The sequence below is a fragment of the Hydrogenophaga sp. Root209 genome, from assembly GCF_001428625.1.
In the GTDB taxonomy this organism is placed as follows: Bacteria; Pseudomonadota; Gammaproteobacteria; order Burkholderiales; family Burkholderiaceae_C; genus Hydrogenophaga.
The window spans coordinates 16,683-36,773 of sequence record NZ_LMIE01000007.1 but is presented as its reverse complement, the minus strand read 5'-3'; the positions used below and the strand labels follow the sequence as shown (position 1 = coordinate 36,773).

Annotated in this window: 22 protein-coding genes and 1 pseudogene; 19 read left to right on the top strand and 4 right to left on the bottom strand. The window is 65.5% G+C overall.

Going from position 1 to position 20,091, the window contains the following annotated elements; translation table 11 throughout:
• Window positions 1-112: 112 nt before the first annotated feature.
• Window positions 113-1,345 (top strand): alpha-D-ribose 1-methylphosphonate 5-triphosphate diphosphatase, encoded by a 1,233-nt coding sequence (locus ASE11_RS07625; protein WP_056268873.1) that lies wholly within the window; start codon window positions 113-115, stop codon window positions 1,343-1,345.
• Window positions 1,342-2,139, top strand: a complete 798-nt coding sequence (locus tag ASE11_RS07620; protein ID WP_056268871.1) for an endonuclease/exonuclease/phosphatase family protein — start codon at window positions 1,342-1,344, stop codon at window positions 2,137-2,139. The genes ASE11_RS07625 and ASE11_RS07620 overlap by 4 nt, the downstream gene beginning before the upstream one ends.
• Here the strand turns inward: ASE11_RS07620 and phnN are convergent.
• Genes phnN through phnF form a run of 3 tightly spaced genes read right to left on the bottom strand, consistent with a single transcriptional unit; the run spans window position 2,115 to window position 4,148 of the window.
• Window positions 2,115-2,711: a phosphonate metabolism protein/1,5-bisphosphokinase (PRPP-forming) PhnN gene (gene phnN, locus ASE11_RS07615; RefSeq protein ID WP_082585594.1), complete on the bottom strand. Its 597-nt coding sequence runs from the start codon at window positions 2,709-2,711 to the stop codon at window positions 2,115-2,117. The genes ASE11_RS07620 and phnN overlap by 25 nt on opposite strands.
• Window positions 2,708-3,415: a DUF1045 domain-containing protein gene (locus ASE11_RS07610; RefSeq protein WP_056268869.1), complete on the bottom strand. Its 708-nt coding sequence runs from the start codon at window positions 3,413-3,415 to the stop codon at window positions 2,708-2,710. Before ASE11_RS07610 ends, phnN begins: the two co-directional genes overlap by 4 nt.
• Window positions 3,405-4,148 (bottom strand): phosphonate metabolism transcriptional regulator PhnF, encoded by a 744-nt coding sequence (phnF, locus tag ASE11_RS07605; RefSeq protein WP_156406265.1) that lies wholly within the window; start codon window positions 4,146-4,148, stop codon window positions 3,405-3,407. Before phnF ends, ASE11_RS07610 begins: the two co-directional genes overlap by 11 nt.
• Before the next feature lie 74 nt (window positions 4,149-4,222).
• Here phnF and phnG point away from each other — a divergent pair, with 74 nt between their 5' ends.
• The 16 genes and pseudogenes from phnG to ASE11_RS07530 all read left to right on the top strand — a co-directional run bounded on the left by phnG (window position 4,223) and on the right by ASE11_RS07530 (window position 17,950).
• The gene (gene phnG, locus ASE11_RS07600) at window positions 4,223-4,720 is read left to right on the top strand and encodes a phosphonate C-P lyase system protein PhnG (protein ID WP_056268865.1); all 498 of its coding nucleotides are present in this window, start codon (window positions 4,223-4,225) and stop codon (window positions 4,718-4,720) included.
• A complete protein-coding gene (gene phnH, locus ASE11_RS07595) occupies window positions 4,717-5,337 on the top strand; it encodes a phosphonate C-P lyase system protein PhnH (RefSeq protein ID WP_056268863.1) in 621 nt (206 codons plus the stop codon). The genes phnG and phnH overlap by 4 nt, the downstream gene beginning before the upstream one ends.
• Window positions 5,338-5,339: 2 nt before the next feature.
• Complete coding sequence (locus ASE11_RS07590) at window positions 5,340-6,443, top strand: carbon-phosphorus lyase complex subunit PhnI (RefSeq protein WP_056268861.1); 1,104 nt, start codon at window positions 5,340-5,342, stop codon at window positions 6,441-6,443.
• On the top strand, window positions 6,440-7,351 hold the full coding sequence (locus ASE11_RS07585) for an alpha-D-ribose 1-methylphosphonate 5-phosphate C-P-lyase PhnJ (RefSeq protein WP_056268858.1): 912 nt from the start codon (window positions 6,440-6,442) through the stop codon (window positions 7,349-7,351). The genes ASE11_RS07590 and ASE11_RS07585 overlap by 4 nt, the downstream gene beginning before the upstream one ends.
• Window positions 7,348-8,145, top strand: a complete 798-nt coding sequence (gene phnK, locus ASE11_RS07580; RefSeq protein ID WP_056268856.1) for a phosphonate C-P lyase system protein PhnK — start codon at window positions 7,348-7,350, stop codon at window positions 8,143-8,145. Before ASE11_RS07585 ends, phnK begins: the two co-directional genes overlap by 4 nt.
• Entirely contained in the window at window positions 8,142-8,855 is a 714-nt protein-coding gene (phnL, locus tag ASE11_RS07575; RefSeq protein ID WP_056268854.1) for a phosphonate C-P lyase system protein PhnL, read from the top strand. The genes phnK and phnL overlap by 4 nt, the downstream gene beginning before the upstream one ends.
• Entirely contained in the window at window positions 8,852-10,000 is a 1,149-nt protein-coding gene (locus tag ASE11_RS07570) for an alpha-D-ribose 1-methylphosphonate 5-triphosphate diphosphatase (protein ID WP_056268852.1), read from the top strand. Before phnL ends, ASE11_RS07570 begins: the two co-directional genes overlap by 4 nt.
• A gap of 95 nt (window positions 10,001-10,095) precedes the next feature.
• Window positions 10,096-10,953, top strand: coding sequence for a phosphonate ABC transporter ATP-binding protein (gene phnC, locus ASE11_RS07565; protein ID WP_056268851.1), 858 nt, complete (start codon window positions 10,096-10,098; stop codon window positions 10,951-10,953).
• Window positions 10,954-11,009: 56 nt separating this feature from the next.
• Window positions 11,010-11,954 (top strand): phosphonate ABC transporter substrate-binding protein, encoded by a 945-nt coding sequence (gene phnD, locus ASE11_RS07560; RefSeq protein WP_056268849.1) that lies wholly within the window; start codon window positions 11,010-11,012, stop codon window positions 11,952-11,954.
• 18 nt (window positions 11,955-11,972) lie between these two features.
• On the top strand, window positions 11,973-12,779 hold the full coding sequence (gene phnE / locus ASE11_RS07555; RefSeq protein ID WP_056268847.1) for a phosphonate ABC transporter, permease protein PhnE: 807 nt from the start codon (window positions 11,973-11,975) through the stop codon (window positions 12,777-12,779).
• Between the two features lie 8 nt (window positions 12,780-12,787).
• Window positions 12,788-13,372, top strand: coding sequence for a phosphonate degradation HD-domain oxygenase (locus ASE11_RS07550; RefSeq protein ID WP_056268845.1), 585 nt, complete (start codon window positions 12,788-12,790; stop codon window positions 13,370-13,372).
• Window positions 13,373-13,939: 567 nt separating this feature from the next.
• Window positions 13,940-14,113: pseudogene (locus ASE11_RS25740) on the top strand (IS30 family transposase); the annotation flags it as partial.
• A gap of 47 nt (window positions 14,114-14,160) precedes the next feature.
• Window positions 14,161-14,988: an ABC transporter permease gene (locus ASE11_RS07545; RefSeq protein WP_082585593.1), complete on the top strand. Its 828-nt coding sequence runs from the start codon at window positions 14,161-14,163 to the stop codon at window positions 14,986-14,988.
• Window positions 14,982-15,779 carry an ABC transporter ATP-binding protein gene (locus ASE11_RS07540; protein ID WP_056268840.1) on the top strand — a complete coding sequence of 266 codons (798 nt, stop codon included), beginning with the start codon at window positions 14,982-14,984 and terminating at the stop codon, window positions 15,777-15,779. The genes ASE11_RS07545 and ASE11_RS07540 overlap by 7 nt, the downstream gene beginning before the upstream one ends.
• 24 nt (window positions 15,780-15,803) lie before the next feature.
• A complete protein-coding gene (locus ASE11_RS07535; RefSeq protein WP_200959325.1) occupies window positions 15,804-16,952 on the top strand; it encodes a class I adenylate-forming enzyme family protein in 1,149 nt (382 codons plus the stop codon).
• Between the two features lie 20 nt (window positions 16,953-16,972).
• A complete protein-coding gene (locus ASE11_RS07530) occupies window positions 16,973-17,950 on the top strand; it encodes a thioesterase, FlK family (RefSeq protein ID WP_056268838.1) in 978 nt (325 codons plus the stop codon).
• 57 nt (window positions 17,951-18,007) lie between these two features.
• Here ASE11_RS07530 and hutC read toward each other — a convergent pair whose 3' ends face one another.
• A complete protein-coding gene (gene hutC, locus ASE11_RS07525) occupies window positions 18,008-18,712 on the bottom strand; it encodes a histidine utilization repressor (RefSeq protein WP_235501223.1) in 705 nt (234 codons plus the stop codon).
• Between the two features lie 208 nt (window positions 18,713-18,920).
• Here hutC and ASE11_RS07520 point away from each other — a divergent pair, with 208 nt between their 5' ends.
• A complete protein-coding gene (locus ASE11_RS07520) occupies window positions 18,921-20,078 on the top strand; it encodes an ABC transporter substrate-binding protein (protein WP_056268835.1) in 1,158 nt (385 codons plus the stop codon).
• The last annotated feature ends 13 nt before the right edge of the window (window positions 20,079-20,091 follow it).

The following is a 20,091-nucleotide window of genomic DNA, read 5'->3' as shown; positions in this document are numbered from 1 at the left end:
TGGAGCGCACGTGAATCTTTCGTGACATCGTTGTGCTGCGCGCGTGCGTCGTCGTTCTGTCATCTGGCTCCGCCACCATTCGGGTTTTGAGTTGTCTAGACAGGAAGCAAGCATGTTGAACAGACGAAGCTGGGCGATCGTGGGTGGCAGGACCTTGCTGCCCACCGGGTGGGAAGACGACGCTGTCGTGCTGATCGAGGACGGTGTGATCACGGACATCGCCGATGGCACAAGGGGTCACCCGGTGCTGGAAGCCGGTGGGCGTCTGGTGCTGCCGGGCATGATCGATCTGCACGGTGACGCCTTCGAGCGCCAGCTCATGCCCCGCCCCGGTGTGCACTTCGACATGTACATCGCCCTGGCCGACACCGACCGGCAGCTCGTGGCCAACGGCATTTCCACCGCCTTCCATGGCGTGACCCATTCGTGGGAGCCCGGCTTGCGCAGCCGCGACAGCCTGGTGGCGCTGATGGAGGCGCTGGAGTCGGCGCAAGCGCATCTGGCCTGCGACACGCGCCTGCATCTGCGCCAGGAGACCTTCAATCTCGACGGCGAGGCCGACGCCCTGCGCTGGCTGGCGCAAGGCCGGGTGGCGCTGCTGGCCTTCAACGACCACACGGCCGACATCGTGAAAAAGCTGGACAAGCCGCTGGAGGCCATGACGGTGCTGCAGCGCACCGGCCTGGGTGCCGATGCACTGAGGCAGTTGGCCCACCGTGTGGCATCGCGCGCCAGCGAGGTGCCTGCGTCCATCGAGCGCCTGGCGGCATCGGCGGTGGCCGCGGGCGTGCCGCAGGCCTCGCACGACGACATGACCGCCGACATCCGGCACTGGTACCAGGGCCTGTCCTGCAGCATCTCGGAGTTCCCCAAGAACCGCGAAACCGCCCGTGTGGCGCGCGCCCTGGGCAACCACGTGGTGTTTGGTTCGCCCAATGTGGTGCGCGGCGGCAGCCACCAGAGCAACGCTGTGGGCGCTGCCACCATGGTGGCCGAAGGTCTGTGCACCGTGCTCACCTCCGACTACTACTACCCCGCCATGCTGCAGGCCCCGTTTCGGCTGGCGGCCGACGGTGCCTGCAGCTTCGAAGACGCCTGGGCGCTGGTCTCCAGCAACCCCGCGGACGCGGCGCGCCTGCACGACCGTGGACACCTCGCGGTGGGCCAGCGTGCCGATGTGCTGGTGGTCGAACCGCCGGCGGCGATGCCCGCCCGCGTGGCCCTGCACCTGATCGCCGGTCGTCTGGCGCATGCCGCGCTGGGGGCGCCCTTGGCACTGCCAGCCGCGCCCCGCCACAAGACCGCCACTTCCATGCCCGAAGCGTTGGGCTGGGTCGAACCTTGAGTGGTGTCAGCTTCAGCCTGCTCACGCTCAACAGCTGGAAGTGCGACGGGCATTACACGCAACGCATGGGGTTGTTGACGCGGGGCGTGATCGATCTGGCGCCCGATGTGGTGGCCTTGCAGGAAGCGTTCGTCGCTGAGGATGGCAGCGCAGACAGCGCGAAGCGGCTGGCGGCCGCCACCGGCTTGCGCGCCGTGCAGGCGCTGTCCCGGCCCAAGCTGCGCTCGTTGCTCGGCCGTGAAGTGGCCAGCTTTTCTGGCCAGGCCTTGCTGACCGCCTTGCCGGTGGAGCGGGTGGACAACGTGGTGTTGCCGTCGAGCGAGGCCGACGGCGGCCGCATGGCCCAGGTGGTCCAGCTGCGGGTGGGGGCACACCCCGTCACCGTGGCGAACGTACACCTCAGCCATGTGCGCGGTGACGCCGGTGACGCTCTGCGCCAGCGCCAGTTGCAAGCCTTGTTGGAGCGCCTGAATCAGGTCGGGCCGGCATCGCTCACGCTGGTCTGTGGTGACTTCAACGATCCGCTGGATGCGCCTGCGCTGCGTGATTTCACTGGCGCTCCCTGGCACTTGCAGGACAGCTTTGAACTGGCCGGACAGTCCCGCGATCCCACCAGTCTCGATGCTTCGGGGAATGGACAGGTGCTGGATCACGTGCTGGTGGTGCCCTCACTCAGTCGCGCCACGGTTCGTGTTGAAGCGGCGGCCACCGTGCTGCGCGTCGATCGCCCCGACGCGCGCGGCATCACGCCCAGCGACCACAGCGGGCTTCAGGTTACCTGCCGACTTGGCTGAGCTTGAGCGTTCGTCACGCCAGGCACGACCGCCGGCGAGAACAGGTGGGTCTTCAGGCGGTGACCGGCGCTCTCCAGGTCCTCGTCGTTCGTGAGGCAGAAGGCGTCCGCCGGGGCGTCGAACGCCAGCGCGCGGCGCAGGCGCGCCTCCACCTCGGCGTTCGACTCGCGCCGGCGCGCACGCAGGCGCTCGCGCAGCACGCCGGCACTGGCGTGCACGTGCACGGCGCTCAAACCCGGGTAGCGCTGTTGCGCCAGGGCCAGGTGAGCGCGCGAGCCGCTCACCAGCACCCAGGCGCCGGTGGCCAGCGCCGCGAACTCCTCTGTGCGAATGCCGTACTGCAGGCCGTTGGCGGACCAGTGAAGGGCAAAGGCGTTGGCCTGAAGCAATGCGGCGAAGGCGGGTGCATCCACGGCTTCGTGATCTTCGCCGCCCGCTGTGGCCGGTCGCGTGACGGTGCGCCGGGCGAGGTGCAGTCGGGTGTGGGCGGGCGGGTGTTGCACCAGCCATTGCAGCAGGCTGTCCTTGCCCGCGCCTGATGGGCCCACCACGTAGACGAGGCGTTGGTTCATGTGGACAACCCCAAGTGCCGGTGCAGTTGGAAATCCGCACCCGGTGTGGGCTCGATGAAGATGGCAATGCTGTTCAGCGGCTCGGGCGGCAGGTGGTTGAACCTGTGGCCGGCCGCTTGCATCAAGGCCTCGCGCGACCCGGCGTCCAGCCCATCGAGCGGCCCGGTGAGTGAACAATGGAAACGGAACTCGTCGAACACCCAGGGATAGCCCCAGCGTTGGAGCAGGGCGTCCTGGTGCGGGGTGAGCGGTGCGCGTCGGCGGCGCTGCAGATCCTCGGCCGACAGGGGCCGGCTGAGCGGTTGCAGCGCTTCCACACACGCGGCAGCCAGGGCGTTGGCCGCCACCGGCGTGCCTTGTGGACGCAGGGCCAGGAAGTTGCCCAGGGGCTCCACCCGCAGCGCCGGCAGGGTGCCCGCCTTGAACTGGCCTGCGAGCGTCTGCACGGCCTGGTCCAGGTCCAGCAGGCCGGTGCCTTCGCGCAGCCGAAAGGGGGGCTTCAATGTGGCGTGCCAGCCGTAGCGGCGCGGCTCGGCCGTGAGCGCCTCGAAGACCTCGGTGGTGATGCCGTCGATAGCCGGTTGGGGCAATAGCTTGCCGGTGGCCGCATCTCGGCCCAGCCATTGGCAGCCTGCCTGCCACAGCGCGCTCTCAGGCCGGGGCGCCCAGTACAGCGCTACCCGGTGCGGTTGTTCATTCGCCATCGTGGTTCACCGTCAGCGTGACCCGATCACCGGCGAACCAGGTCTCGGCGTATTCGATCGGCAGGCCCTGCATGTCTGTGTTGACCTTGGTGACGTAGAGCGACGGCCGCGCCGTGCCCTGGCGCAGATGGCCGGCAATGCGCGCATCCGGCAGCCGGGCGCTGATGCGGCTCTCGTGGCGGATGTAGTCGTTCACCCCGAGTGTGGTGAAGGCCGCGGTGATCGATCCGGTCTCGCGCACGACCTCGGCCAGCCCCTGAAAGCGGGGCAGGGGGAAGTACCGGTCGCTCACGTGCAGCGGCTGGCCCGCACCTTCGCCCAGCACCAGCAGGTGCAGCAGCGGACTGCGCGCGGGCACCTGCAGCGCGCGCGCCTGGTCGGCCGTGGCGCGCGTGCGTTCGTCGTGCAGCACCACCAGGCCACCACGCAAACCGGCCTGGGCCAGGTTCTGCCGGTGCCGCGTGCGTTTGCCGATCGCCAGGTCGACCGCGAAGTCTTCGACATAGGTGCCGCTGCCCTGCTCGGCGCGCACCAGGCCGCGCTGCACCAGCGCTGCCAGCGAGCGGCGGATGGTGTGGCGGTTCACCCCGAAGCGCTCGGCCAGCGAGTGTTCGGAGGGCAGGCGCTCGCCCGGTGGGTACACGCCCTGGCCGATCGCCTGGGCGATCTCGTTGGCGATCTGTGTCCAGAAATGTTCGCCGGTCTCGATGGTGGTTGTGAGTTGGTTTGTCATGAAAGCTACATGTGATCCGTCTACGCTGGCGGTGTTCGACAAGTTGTCTATACAAGTGACAGGGTAACACCACGATGTTTCACGCTTTTGACAACAGCGGCCCCAACCGGCCGCTGCCACGCCCCGACTGGATGGCCCTGCTGGCGCGCGCGCCGCTGGAGCTGCTGGAGAGCTCGGTGGCCTCCCACCTCGGCCCCGGTGTTCACTGGCTGCGCCGGCCCGAGACCGGTTTGATGATGGTGCAGGGCCGCGTGGGGGGCACCGCCGAGCGCTTCAACCTGGGCGAGATCACCGTCACCCGCTGCGCCTTGCGGCTGGAGGGCGCCCACGCCGGCGTGGCCTGGGTGACGGGGCGCGACGCACGGCGCTGCACCCTGGCCGCCGTGGCCGACGCGCTGCTGCAAGACCCCGCGCACACCGACGAACTCGATGCGCGCCTGCTCGAACCGGTGCGCCAGCACCTGCGCCAGTTGGCGGCCGAACGCTCGGCGCGCGCGCAGAGCACCCGGGTCGATTTTTTCACCATGGTCCGCGAATCCGATGGCGGCGCCGATGCAGAGGAAGACGCATGAACACCGACACCCTTCAAGACATGCGGGCCGGCTTCTCCAGCGAAGCCCTGGGCAGCCAGGCGGTGTTTCGCGTGGCGCTGCACGCGCTGTCCCATCCCGGCCGGCCCATGACCATGCCCATCGAGGCCGAGTGCCCCGAGCTCGGTCATCGTGCCGCCGCCGTGTTGCTGCTGGCCTTGCTCGATGCCGATTGCACGCTCTGGCTCTCGCCCACCCTGGCCGGCTCACCCACGGCGGCGTGGCTGCGCTTTCACACCGGCTGCCGCCGCGTTGATTCAGTGGGCCAGGCGGACTTTGTGTGGGTGGCAGAGGGCGATGCCGTGCCCGATCTGGCCACGCTCGCGCCAGGCAGCGATGCCGACCCGCAAGGCTCGGCCACGCTGGTGATGGATGTGCCGGCGTTCGAGGGCGGTGAACACCTGCGCCTGAGCGGGCCGGGCATCCAGTCCACACAGAAGCTTGAAGTCCGTGGCCTGCCGGCGGGTTTCGTGGCGCAGTGGGCCGCCAACCACGCAGCCTTTCCGCGCGGGGTCGATGTGTACCTCGCCACCCACACCGAGGTCTGCGGCCTGCCGCGCACGGCCTGCATCAACGCCGAATCGGCAATGGAGGCCTGAGCATGTACGTTGCCGTCAAGGGCGGGGAAACCGCCATCCTCAACAGCTACCGGCTGCTCGACCGCCAGCGCCGGGGCGACCCGGGTCTGGCCGAGCTGGACGTTGCGCAGATCCGCTCGCAGCTCAAGCTGGCCGTGGACCGCGTGATGACCGAAGGCTCGGTGTACGACCCCGAGCTCGCTGCGCTGGCCATCAAGCAGGCCAGCGGTGATCTGGTGGAAGCCATCTTTCTGCTGCGCGCCTACCGCGCGACCCTGCCCCGCCTGGGCACCACCCGCCCGCTGGACACCACGCGCATGCAGCTGGAGCGGCGCATTTCGGCCACCTTCAAGGACCTGCCCGGCGGGCAACTGCTGGGCCCCACCTACGATTACACGCAGCGCCTGCTCGACTTTGCGCTGCTGGCCGAAGGCGGCGTGCCGCCCGCCGCCGCCGAGCCGGCAGCAGTGCCCAGCACTGCCGTGCCCCGCGTGGTCGACCTGCTGAACCAGGAAGGCCTGATCGAGCGCAGCCCGCCGCCAGCGGGCGACCCGATGCCGCGCGACCTCACGCGCGAACCGCTGCGCTTCCCCGCCGACCGGGCCACGCGCCTGCAGAACCTGGCGCGCGGCGACGAAGGCTTCCTGCTCGCCATGGCCTATTCGACCCAGCGGGGCTACGCGCACTCGCACCCGTTCGTGGGCGAGCTGCGCGTGGGCCAGGTGGAGCTGGTGGTGGAGCCCGAAGAGCTGGGCTTTGCGATCTCCATCGGCGATCTGGAAATCACCGAATGCGAGATGGTCAACCAGTTCGCCGGCAGCGCCAGCGAGCCACCCACCTTCACGCGCGGCTACGGCCTGGCCTTTGGCCACAGCGAGCGCAAGGCCATGGCCATGAGCCTGGTCGACCGGGCGCTGCGCGCGGAAGAGCTCGGTGAAATGGTTGAGTCGCCGGCGCAGATGCCCGAGTTCGTGCTCTCGCACAGCGACAGCCTGGAAGCGTCGGGCTTTGTCCAGCACCTGAAGCTGCCGCACTACGTTGACTTCCAGTCCGAGCTGGCGCTGGTGCGCCAGATGCGCGCCGAAGCACTGACCCGTGCACCCCGCCCCGAGGAGACCCCCACATGAACGCGCCCATGGACCCTTCCACCTTCAGCGCGGTGGCGCAGGCCGAGGCCTCCACCGAAGCGGGGGTGAACTTCGCCTACCTGGACGAGCGCACCAAGCGCATGATCCGCCGCGCCATCCTGAAGGCGGTGGCGATTCCGGGGCACCAGGTGCCCTTCGGCTCGCGCGAGATGCCGCTGCCCTACGGCTGGGGCACGGGTGGCATTCAGGTCACGGCCGCCGTCATTGGTCCGAGCGACACGCTCAAGGTGATCGACCAGGGCTCGGACGACACCGTCAACGCGGTCAACATCCGCCGCTTCTTCCAGCGCACCGCGGGCGTGGCCACCACCACGCGCACGCGCCAGGCCACCGTCATCCAGACCCGCCACCGCATTCCCGAGACACCGCTGGCCGAGGGCCAGATCATGGTGTACCAGGTGCCGGTGCCCGAGCCCATGCAGCGGCTGGAGCCTCGGGCCACCGAGACGCGCACCCTGCACGCGCTGGCCGAGTACGGGCTCATGCACGTCAAGCTCTACGAAGACATCGCGCGCCACGGCCACATCGCCACCACCTACGACTACCCGGTGATGGTCAACGGGCGCTACCTCATGGCGCCGTCGCCCATCCCCAAGTTCGACAACCCCAAGCTGCACATGAACCCGGCGCTGCAGCTCTTCGGCGCCGGTCGCGAGAAACGCATCTACGCGGTGCCGCCCTACACGCCGGTCGAGAGCCTGGCGTTCGACGACCACCCGTTCGACGTGCAGACGTGGGACACCGCCTGCGCGTTCTGCGGCGCCACCGACTCCTTCCTCGACGAGATCATCACCAGCGACAGCGGCGAGCGCATGCACGTGTGCTCGGACTCGGACCACTGCCAGGAGCGGCGCGCCGACCGCGACACCCACCAGGACCTCTCATGACAACCCTTCCTCCTGTGGCCTCGAGCCTGCCGCTGCTGCGTGTGCGCCAGGTCGGCCAGCATTACGGCCCGCGTGTGGCCTTGCAAGACGCCTCGTTCGATCTGTGGCCCGGCGAAGTGCTGGCCGTGGTGGGCGAGTCGGGTTCGGGCAAGACCACGTTGCTCAACGCCATGGCCGCACGCAACCGGCCCTCCAGCGGCACGGTGGAGTTCCTCGCGCGCGACGGGCTCATGCACGACGTGCACCGCCTGAGCGAAGCGCAGCAGCGGCTGCTGGCGCGCACCGATTGGGGCTTCGTGCACCAGAACCCGGCCGAAGGCCTGCGCATGGACGTCTCGGCCGGCGCCAACGTGGGCGAGCGCCTCATGGGTCTGGGCGAGCGGCACTACGGACGGCTTCGGAGCACCGCCATGGACTGGTTGTCCCGCGTGGAGATCGATCCCGCGCGCATCGACGACACGCCCCGCACCTTCTCCGGCGGCATGCGCCAGCGCCTGCAGATCGCGCGCAATCTCGTCACGCATCCGCGGCTGGTGTTCATGGACGAGCCCACCTCGGGCCTGGACGTGTCGGTGCAGGCGCGCCTGCTGGATCTGCTGCGCCAGCTCAGCCAGCAGATGCAGCTGGCGGTGGTGATCGTCACGCACGACCTGGCCGTGGCGCGCCTGCTGGCGCACCGCATGGTCGTGATGCAGCGCGGACGCATCGTCGAGACCGGCCTCACCGACCAGGTGCTGGACGATCCCCAGCACCCCTACACCCAGCTCCTCGTTTCTTCCGTCCTGCAGCCATGAACACCTCCACCGAACCCATGCTTGAACTTCGCGGCGTGAGCAAGACCTTCACGCTGCACCACCAGCAGGGCACCGAACTGCATGTGCTCGACGCGGTCGACCTGCGCGTGACCGCCGGGGAATGCGTGGTGCTGGACGGGCCGTCGGGGCAGGGCAAGAGCACCTTGCTCAAGCTCATCTACGCCAACTACCTCGCCAGCGCGGGGCGCATCCTGTTGCGCCCGCCCGGCGAGCCCGAGCTGGACGTGACCGCGGCCGAGGCGAGATCGCTGGTGCGCATCCGCCGCGACACCGTGGGCTATGTGAGCCAGTTCCTGCGCGTGATCCCGCGCGTGCCCGCGCTCGACGTGGTGGCCGAACCGCTGGTCGAAGCGGGTGTGCCCCAGGAAACCGCGCGGGCCACGGCGCGCCACTGGCTCGCGCGCTTGCGCATCCCCGAGCCCTTGTGGTCGCTGCCACCGGCCACGTTTTCAGGCGGCGAACAGCAGCGCGTGAACATCGCCCGCAACATGATCCGCCAGCGCCCGCTGCTGCTGCTGGACGAGCCCACCGCGTCGCTGGACGCCGCCAACACCGCCACCGTGATCGACCTCATCCGAGAAGCGGTGCAAGCCGGGTCGGCCGTCATCGGCATCTTTCACGACCGCGCCGTGGGCGATGCCGTGGCCACCCGCCGCGTCAACGTGGCCAGTTTCAGGAAAACGGCATGAGCACCGCATTCCGCAATGCCCGGCTGGTGCTGCCCGACCAGGTGATGCTGGGCAGCCTGACCGTGAAAGACGGGCGGATCGACGCCATCGACTCGGATGTAACGATGGCCTCGGCCATCGACTGTGAGGGTGACTACCTCATGCCCGGCCTGGTGGAGATGCACACCGACAACTTCGAGCGCCATCTCATGCCGCGCCCCAAGGTGCAGTGGGCCACGCTGCCCGCGTTGATCGCGCACGACGCCGAGCTGGCCGCCGCCGGCATCACCACGGTGTTCGACGCGCTGGGCGTGGGCGATGCCGATCCCGAGAGCCTGCGCGGCAGCACCTGGCACGCCGTGCTCGACACCATCGACCACGCGGGCCAGGCGGGCCTGTTGCGCGCCGATCACCACCTGCATGTGCGGTGCGAATTGCCCGCGCCCAACACCATCGAACTGTTCGAGCCCTTTCATGGCCACGAGCGGCTGTCGCTCATCTCGCTCATGGACCACACGCCCGGGCAGCGCCAGTGGGAAGACATCGAACAGGCCCGCACCTATTTCACCGGCAAGAAAGGCTGGAGCGACGAGAAGTTCGAACGCCAGCTGGCCCTGTCGGCCGAGCTGCAGGCGCGTTACGTGGAGCCGCACCGCGCGTGGTTCGTGGACCACTGCCGCGACAACGGCATTGCCCTGGCCAGCCACGACGACACCACCGAAGGCCATGTGGAACAAGCCCATGCCGAGGGCGCGAGCATGTCCGAGTTTCCGACCACCGTCACCGCCGCGCGGGCCGCGCACGAACGGGGCTTGTTGACCGTGATGGGCGGACCCAACGTGGTGCGCGGTGGCTCCCACTCGGGCAACGTGGCCGCGGCCGAACTCGCACGCCAGGGCCTGCTGGACATCCTCTCCAGCGACTACGTGCCCGCCAGCCTGCTGGGCGCTGCGCTGCGGCTGGTGCGCGATGGTCTGGCCACGCTGCCCGAGGCCATTGCCATGGTGTCGCTGAACCCGGCACGCGCCACCGGCCTGCAGGACCGGGGCGCGCTGCAGGACGGCCTGCGCGCCGACCTGATCCAGGTGCGGCTGGTGGACCTGCCCGACGGTTCGCAGCACGGGGTGGTGCGCGCGGTCTGGCGCGAAGGCCAGCGCGTCCTTTGATCCCGTGCCGCGAAAACGTCTTTGGTGCGTCAAGAAACTGTCACAGCAGCGTCCGACACTCGCTTGTATAGACATCTCTTTGGAGTGGTAGCGACATGAGCCTGCGAATCCGCAACCTTGACAAGCACTTCGGCAACGGCAAACACGCCTTGCGCAACATCAACCTGGAGATCGGGCAGGGCGAGATGGTGGCCTTGATCGGCGCCTCCGGCTCGGGCAAGTCCACCCTGCTGCGCCACATTGCCGGCCTGATGCCGTCTGACGCGGGTGGTGACTCGTGCATCGAGGTCAACGGCCACTGCGTGCAACTCGGCGGCCAGATCCAGCGTGACGTGCGGCGCACGCGTGCGGGCGTCGGCTTCGTGTTCCAGCAGTTCAACCTGGTCGACCGCCTGCCCGTGCTCGTCAATGTGCTGGTGGGCCGCCTGCACCAGATGCCCTGGTGGCGCGCCGTCACGCGCATCTTCACTGTGCGGGAGCGCGCGCTGGCGCTGGAAGCACTGGACCGCGTGGGCATTGCCGACTGCCATGCGCAGCGGGCCTCCACGCTGTCGGGCGGGCAGCAGCAGCGCGCCGCCATCGCGCGCACCCTGGTGCAGGGCGCCCGCGTGGTGCTGGCCGACGAACCGATTGCCTCGCTCGACCCGGAGTCTTCGCGCAACGTGATGGAGATCCTCTCGCGCATCTGCCGCGAAGACGGTTGCACGGTGGTGGTCTCGCTGCATCAGGTGGACATGGCGCGGCGCTTCTGCAACCGCACCGTGGCACTGCACCAAGGCCGTGTGGTGTTCGACGGCCCCTCCGCCCAGCTCACCACCGCCCTGCTGCGCGATCTCTACGGCATGCAGGCCGACGAGATCCTGAACGGCAGCGAAAGCGTGCACACCGGCGTGACGCGCCTGCCCACGGCACCTGCCTCCACGTGGGTGCAACCGATTCCCCAGGCCGCCTGAACGGCGCCTTCCTTCGTCCCTTCCCATCCTTCCCTGCTGACTTACTGGAGCCATCCATGATCCAACGCGCCCTGGTCGCGCTCGCCGCCGGCCTCACCTTCACCCTGGCACATGCCCAGGACATCAACTTCGGGATCATCTCGACCGAATCCACCCAGAACCTCAAGGCCGATTGGCAGCCCTTGCTGGACGACATGGAAAAGCAGACCGGGCTGAAGGTCAAGGCCTTCTTCGCACCCGACTACGCCGGCATCATCGAAGGCATGCGCTTCAACAAGGTGCAGGTGGCCTGGCTGGGCAACAAGTCGGCCATGGAGGCCGTGGACCGCGCCAACGGCGAGGTGTTCGCCCAGATGGTCAACGCCGATGGCACCCAGGGCTACTACTCGCACTTCGTGGTGAACAAGGACAGCCCGCTCACCTCGCTGGACGACGTGCTCAAGAACGGCAAGTCACTGAGCTTCGGCAACGGTGACCCGAACTCCACCAGCGGTTTCCTTGTGCCGGGTTACTACGTCTTCGCCAAGAACAAGATCGACGCCAAGACGCACTTCAAGACCGTGCGCAGCGCCAACCACGAAACCAATGCCCTGGCCGTGGCCAACAAGCAGGTTGACGTGGCCGTGACCAACAGCGAAACGATGGGCAAGATCCAGGAGCGCCAGCCCGAGAAGGCCCAGGCCATCCGCATCATCTGGACCTCACCCCTGATTCCGCTGGACCCGCTGGTGCTGAACAAGGGCGTGCCCGAGGCCACCAAGCAGAAGATCAAGACCTTCTTCGTCAACTACGCCAAGACCGATGCGCGCGAAAAAGCCATCGTGATGCAGCTCTCCAAGCTCTCGGGCTTCAAGGCGTCGAGCAACGACCAGCTGATCCCGATCCGCCAGCTCGACCTGTTTGGCAAGCGCAACAAGATCGAGTCCGATGGCAACTTGAGCGACGCCGAGAAGAAGGCCCAGATCGCCGCCATCGACCAGCAGCTCTCTGCCTTGAACTGACCAACGCCGGCTGCACCCATGAACACCCTGACCCACCCCAAATGGCAAGCCTTGGCGCAGACCGCCGCGCCCAGGCACGGCCTGGCCTGGTACGTGTCGTGGGGTGCACTGCTGGCACTGCTGGCCGCGTCGTGGAACGGCGCCGACATGCGCCCCCTGGCGCTGTGGCGCGATTCGGGAAACATGGCGACCTACGCGGCCGAGTTTTTCCCGCCCAACTTCTCGGACTGGCGCATCTACGTCACCGAAATGGTGATCACCCTGCAGATCGCGCTCTGGGGCACGGCCCTGGCGGTGGTCACGGCCATCCCCTTGTCGCTGCTGGCCTCCAGCAACATCGTGCCGTGGTGGGTGTACCAGCCGGTGCGCCGCCTGCTCGATTCGTTTCGCGCCATCAACGAAATGGTGTTCGCCATGCTGTTCGTCGTGGCGGTGGGCCTGGGGCCGTTTGCGGGCGTGCTGGCCTTGTGGATACACACCGCCGGCACGCTGGCCAAGCTGTTCTCCGAGGCGGTCGAAGCGATCGATCCCCAGCCGGTTGAAGGCATCCGTTCCACCGGCGCCAGCGCCCTGCACGAGATCGTGTACGGCGTGATCCCGCAGGTGATGCCGCTGTGGATCTCGTACACGCTGTACCGCTTCGAAGCCAATGTGCGTTCGGCGTCGGTGGTGGGCATGGTGGGTGCCGGTGGCATCGGTGTGGTGCTGTGGGAGATCATCCGCGGCTTCCAGTACCCCGAGACCTGCGCCGTGATGATCATCATCGTGCTCACCGTGAGCGCGATCGACGTGGTCTCGGCCCGCATCCGGAAAATCGCGGTGTAGGTGGGCCCATGAGCATGACCATTGACGAGATTGGCGAACTGCTTCTGCGCAAAGGCGCCGCGCAATACGGCGGCGAGCCCGTCAGCCAGCTCGACCATGCGCTGCAATGCGCCCACCTGGCCGAGGCGGCGGGTGAGTCGGCCCCGACCATGGCCGCCGCCCTGCTGCACGACCTGGGGCACATGCTGAGAGGCGAAGGCGTTGATGCCGGTGGAGCGGAGGCCCCACGCGACGACCTGCACCAGTACATCGCCTTGCCATTCCTGCGCGCCACCTTCGACGATGACGTGCTGGAGCCGATCCGTCTGCACGTCGATGCCAAACGGTATTTGTGCCACATCGATCCAACTTACCTAGACACGCTGTCACCAGCCTCCGTGCGCAGCCTGCAACTGCAAGGGGGTGCATTTGATGCGGAGCAGGCCGACCGATTCATGAAGAACCCGCACGCTCAGGCGGCCGTTCGATTGCGTCGCTACGACGATCTGGCCAAGGTGCCCGGCGCTCGAACTCCTTCGCTCGGTCACTTTGTCGATCAGCTCCGCAAGATGAACTTGGCCGTGGTTGGAAAAAAGGCTCATCTGACTGATTGATTCAGGCCGACAGAACCAGGCGATGAACAGGTGGACACAACGTTTTGGCGTCCTTTGTGTGCTGAGGGTGACTCGCCGGTTTGCAGCGATTGCTGCCGTTCTTGGCCGCTCCGCGACAGCGCGGTCAAGGCAACACAGCGGTCATCCGTCTACCGCCATATTCGCCGTCCCATTGACCGGTTTCAGTGGCGCAGCTGACCATGGGGCCAATGATCAACAGCTCAAGATATTGGCCACATCGCTGTCATCGACACGCCCGGTTCCAAGGGCATTGATCACCTTGCATGCAGCCCAGAATATTGAGGCCGCTCGCGCGGCGCTGACTGATCTGACAAGCACGCCTTGCGGCCGTACCCACGGATGGTCAGACCATGATCTTCTTGGCGTTGCGGTGCATGGCTCGTTGGCCGGGCGCGCGCAGTCAAGGCTGCCTTACGAGCAACCAATCTAAAGGTTTCAGTGACGCTCGAAGTCAGTTTTCGAGCCAATTTTGGCGAGAGCAGCAGCCAAAACGTCTCACGTCGGTTTGCGTTTGGTAGTCGATGAGCCGGGGGAGCGTTTGGGGAACAGAATGGGCTCCACTTGCTCAGGCAGTACCTGCCAAAGGGCATCGACATCTCGAGTTACTCACAAGCCAAGCTCAATGCATTGGCGAGACAATTGAATGAGAGGCCGAGAAAGACCCTCGGCTTCCACACGCCGGCTGAGATGTTCAGCCAGACCGTTGCATCAACCGGTTGAATCCGCCACTGAAGGCCACCGAGGCCTTTGGCGTGAGGGATTGAACCATGGCCAGCACCATTACTCGAGCCCCCAACAGCGGTTCACAGCATTCAACACATTCGCAGAGTGGTTCCAAGCCCAATGGCTTGGGCGAAAAGTTCCGCATCCCTGTCTATCAAGTCCTGTTGGTGCTCGGCATTCTGCTGACTTGGGAGTTGCTGGTCCGCAGTGGCGTGGCGCCGGTCCACTTATACGGGCAACCCTCAGGCATCTTGGAGAAAGGTATCGCTCTGATGCGCGAGGGTGAGCTATTTGTCCACATCGGAGTGACCGCGTTTGAAGCAATTGTTGGCTTTGCGATTGGCACCACGCTGGGCAGCGCGTTGGGTCTCGCGCTGTGGCTGTCCGACACCGTTGCACGAATCCTGCGGCCCCTCATCGTTGCCATCAATGGCGTTCCAAAAATTGCCTTGGCTCCGCTGGTGATTGTTTGGTTTTGCGTGGACATGGGGGCCAAGGTGGCCATCGCCGCCAGCCTTGCCTTCATTGTGGCGCTTATCTCGGTCTACCAGGGTACCCAAGAGGTGGACCAGGACCTGGTCAAGCCCATGCGTTCATTGGGTGCGCGCCCCTTGACCATCTGGCGCAAGGTCATTGTTCCCGGTGCGACGCCCTGGATTCTGGCCACTATGCGCTTGAACATTGGTTTCGCCATGATCGGCGCCGTAGTGGGTGAATACATCTCTGCCAAAAAGGCCCTCGGCTATTTCATCTATAACGCCGGCGCGCTGTACGACCTCAACTCGGTCTTTGTTGGCATCTTCTGTTTGATGGTTCTGGCTCTGGTGCTGGATGTGGTTCTTCTCAAAGTTGAAGCGAGATTCAAATGGTGAACAAACATGCTCAAGTCGTGCTGGAGGCACGCCAGGTGTCGATGAGCTTCAACACCGGCACAGCCAGCGAAGTGGCAGTTTTTCAAGGCGTGAGCTTTGATCTGCATGAGGGTGAAAACCTCGCAATTGTCGGACCCTCGGGCTGCGGCAAGTCCACACTCTTCACCATCATTGCCGGCTTGCTGCAGCCCACATCGGGTGCGATTTATGTCGACGTCGAGCGCATCAGCGGTGCTCGAGGGCATGTCGGGTACATGCTGCAAAAAGACTTGCTGCTGCCTTGGCGCAGCGCGCTTGACAACGTCGCGCTGGGCCTTGAGGTCAGGGGTGTGCGTCCCGAGCAAGCGCGTGAGCGGGCCATGGCGCTCATCAAAAGCTACGGGCTGGCCGGCTTTGAGAAGGCCCGTCCCAATGCCTTGTCGGGTGGAATGCGCCAGCGCGTGGCCTTCATGAGAACACTGGCGCTGGACCCCAAGGCCATCTTGCTTGACGAACCCTTTTCGGCATTGGATTTCCAGACCAGGCTGGTGTTGCAGGGTGACGTCAGGCGCATCATCCGCGACCGCAACAAGTCGGCCATTCTGGTGACGCACGACATTGCCGAAGCGGTAGCCATGGCCGATCGGGTGCTGGTGCTGTCGCACCGCCCCGGCACTGTGAAGGCGATTTGCGACATTGACCTCGGCGCCGCTGAAGACGACCCAATCGCGCTGCGTCGCTCCTCCCGTTTCAACGACCACTTCGACGCGACCTGGAACGACCTCGATATACAGGTTTCATCCACGGTGTGAAGTCGTTTGAAAGAGAGCTTGGCAATGAATGACATGATTGAATGCCCCGAGCTGGGCACAGGACAAGTGGGCCTGCCTGGTGCCACCGAGGTGCCGCGCAACGCATACGACGCATTGCAACGGAGTGCAGCGCAGTGGCCCGATCGCGAGGGCGTGGTGTTCCCGCTGGCCAATGAACGGTTGAGCTTCGCTCAGTGGCTGTTGCAATCGAATCGTTTGGCCATAGCCTTGCGCCGCCTGGGCGTCGGGGAGGGTGGCGCGGTGGCGCTATGGGCCGAGAATCGGGCCGAATGGGCGGTGACACTGACTGCGATGGCTGGCCTTGGTGCGGTGCTGGTGCCGATCAACACCCATCTGCTCATGAACCTGATGGGCTGCCTCAGCCATGGTGCAACCTATGTGGGAGTGCCGGCGTTTGACGCCGAGCACATGTTTCGCATCATTGACAGCGAACGCTGCACCTTGCTCACCGGCGTGCCCACGTCCTACCTGAGCATGCTGCAGCATCCGAACCGGCCCCAGTACGACCTCAGCTCCTTGCGTGCAGGCACCTGTGGCGGTGCCGATTGCGATCCCACAGTGCTGGCGCGTTGCTCGGCTGAATTTCCATTGCCGGGCTTGGTCCAGGTGTATGGCCAGACCGAAGCCAGCACCCTGATTGCGCTTGACACACCCGACAGTCCGCACCGGTGGGAAACCTGTGGCCGGCCGCTCGATGGAATGGAGGTGCGGATTGCACATCCCGACACCCGGGACTGCCTGCCAGCCATGGCATCGGGCCAAATCGAGGTGCGCGCACGCATGGTGATGCGCCCGGATGGCCGGGTGGTGGTGGCAGGTGGTCGGCTGCGCGACATGATCATCCGCGGCGGTGAAAACATTTATCCGGTGGAGGTGGAGAACTTGCTGCGCGAACACCCGGCGGTGGCAGAAGTGGCGGTCTTTGGACTGCCCGATACCTACTACGGCGAAACGGTGGCGGCCGCCGTCAGCTTGCGCGGCGCAGCCTCTGCCGCGGGCTTCAAGGCTTTTCTGGCCGGCAAAGTGGCGGCCTTCAAACACCCGGTGCACTATTTCCAGGTCGGCGAGTGGCCCATGACCTCCAGCGGGAAGATCAAGAAGCGCGACCTGCAAACCGCCGCTCTGGCCACGCAACTGGACGTGCTGCCGTGAGGCCGGCTGTGGTGGGGCGTATGGGGTTGCACTGCGTTGTGCCTGGGCCTGAGTCAACGGCTGCTGCCATTGGCAACGACGGTGTGCAGGTGGTGTCCTCGCCCTATCTGGTGGGCATGCTGGAGGAGGCGAGCCACCGCGCTATGCGCGACCTCTTTGAGTCCGGCGAAGCCACGGTGGGGACACGAATAGACGTCTCGCATCTGGCGCCCGCGCTGCCGGGGCGTGAGGTGTCGGCACAGGCGCAGTTGCAGGAAGCACAGGGCCGTCGCTTGCGCTTTGCGGTTTCTGCGCATCAAGACGGTCGGGTCATCATGCGAGGCGTGCACGAACGGGCGCTGGTGCAACTGGACCGTTTTCTGGCGCCAGCCCCAACCAACAAAGCGGCAACGGAAGCACAGGCGTCTCCCATCGAATTCTTCTTCGACTGCCACAGCCCGTGGTGCTACTTCGCAGCGCTGCGCATCGGTGCGATCGCCCGCCGCCTGAACCGCGAGCTGATCTGGAGACCCATGCACTTGGCTCGTCTGATCGAGCGCGTCGACGGGCGCCGACCGCTGGATGCCAACGCCGCCTTTGTTCGCTGGTTCAAGGCCGACATGCAACACTGGGCCGAGCAACTGGGGCTTGAACTGCGCTATCGCCCGGCGTTTCCGCTGCGCCCGGTGCGTGCGCTGCGGGCAACGGTCTTTGCCGCTCAGCATGGTCGGGCCGAGCCGTTTGTGTCGGCGGTGATGCGGGCCTACTGGAGCGAGTCGCGCGACATCAGCGACCCCGACCAGCTCGCGGCGCTGGGTGCCGCGGCCGGGCTGGATGCCCACGCAGTCCGGGCGTCGATCGATGACCCGGTGTTCAAGAAGCAGGTTGAGGCCAACACCCAGGAAGCGCAAGACCGTGGCGTGTTTGGCGCCCCCAGCTTTTTTTGTAATGGCGAGCTCTTCTGGGGCAATGACAGGCTGGACGCGCTTGAGGCGTCTGGCCACTGCAACGCTGTTTGATCTCCATCGCTGGTGCAACGTTGGTGCATCTGCATTTGTCCCTGCAGCGCCAATGCTTCAAAAGTGGCCGGTGAAGCGGTAGCGTGAGGCGGGGTGCCACATGACGGCCACGGAGGCTACCTGTCCCATCGATTGGGTTTGCCTGTGCAGCACCAGACAAGGTTCGTCGGCGGGCATGTGCAACATCTCGCGAATATGACTGGGGGGCAGGCACGCCTCAATTTCAAAGTGCACGCCTTGCAGCGGCGCCACGCGCATCAGGTAGGCATTGGGCGTCAGTCCGTTGAAGTCCTGTGCGAGGTAGTCGGGGGCCACGCTGGGGTTGACATGACGGTCTTCGACCTGAATCGGGTGTCCGTTTTCAAAGTGCACAACCACCGAGTGGTACAGGACCTGATCGGCCTGCATTTTGAAGCGACGTCCCAGCGTTTCCCCTGCCTTCATGCGCTCCAGACGGTGCAGCTCGCTGCGGTGCCTGTGGCCGCGCGCAGCGATCTCATCGGCGATGTTGCGGATTTCGACCAGGGTGGACTGGTACTTTTGTTGGGCCACGTAGGTGCCCGAGCCCTGGATCCGCTCGACGATCTGTTCGTCTGACAGTTCGCGGATCGCACGATTCACCGTCATGCGCGATACGCCGAATTCGCGCGCCAAAGCTTCTTCGGTGGGAATGGCTTCCCCTTCCTTCCACACACCGTCATGGATCTTGGTCAGGACGTGGATCTTGACCGTCTGGAAGGCGGGCTGGCGTTTGGTGGTCAACGAGGCTTTGGTCATTGTTTAAGGGTTTTCCCGTGGTTGGCAGAAACACCATTGACAGGGGTTTCGGTGCTCAGTACATTCTGATTTCGCTCAAATGTATATACAACTTGCTTTGTTTTTCATGATAGTTGTATATGTATAAGCCGCGCACCCACCTGTCAAGCCTGGGCAACCCTGATCCAACGCCCGCCACCGAAAGGACCTGTTCATGAAATCCCGCACCACCCGCTTTTTATTGCTGCCAGTCGTTGCTGCGGCCATGGCATTTTCCGCTTCGCCTTCCTGGGCTCAGCTCAAGCTGGGCTTCAATGTTCCCTTGACAGGTTTTGCCGCAGCCGACGGCAAATCGGCGTTGGACGGGGCCAAGCTGGCCGTCGAACAAGCCAACGCCAAAGGCGGCGTGGCCGGCCAGAAAATCGAACTGGTGATCTACGACGACCAGGCTTCTCCGAAAGAAGCCGTGCCGTCGGCGACCAAGATGGTCGAAAAGGACCAGGTGGTTGTGGCCGTCTCTGGTTCGTACTCCGGGTCCACGCGTGCTGCGGCTTCGATTTTCCAACGTGCCCAGGTGCCCTACGTCGTGGCCTACGCCATTCATCCCGACATCACCCTGGCTGGTGACTACATGTTCCGCGTTTCTGCCATGGGCGAGGTCCAGGGTCGGGGTGGCGCCAAGCTGGTGCAGAACCTGGGCAAGAAGAACGTGGTGCTTGTGACGCTGAAGAACGACTTTGGCCAGGCATTGGCTGCCGGCTTCAAGGAGGCTGCGCCCAAGCTGGGCATCAACATCGTCAACGAGTACGAGTACGGCATGCCTGACCGCCAGTTTGGCCCGCTGGTGAGCAAGGTGAAATCCGACAACCCAGATGTGATCTATGCCTCGGGCTACTTCTTCACGGCTGGCCCGCTGGTGAGCCAGCTGCGCGCTGCCGGGGTGACCGCTCCGATCATCGGCCAGGAGGGGTACGACTCCGACAAGTTCATCGAAATCGCCGGCCCAGCTTCCGAGGGTACGTTCGTGACCACTTCGTTGGACCGTGACTCCGACGCGCCAGCGACCAAGGCCTTCCTGGCCGACTACCGCAAGGCCACCGGTTCGGGCGCCGACATGGTCGCCGCAGCTTCCTTCACCGCCACGGCGGTGGCCATTGAAGGCTTGAAGAAAACCGGCGGTAAAGGCGGCGCGGCTTTGCGCGATGCCATCGCAGCTGGCAGCTACGACATGCCTATCGGCAGGCTGGCGTTCAATGACCTGCACGAAGTGAAAAAGGACATCCAGGTGCAAATCGTCAAGGACAAAGCCTTCCGTCGCCACTCGGTCATTTCCGACCCAGTGCTGCTGGCCCCGCCCACCAAAACCAAGTAAGCCGGGGATCCGA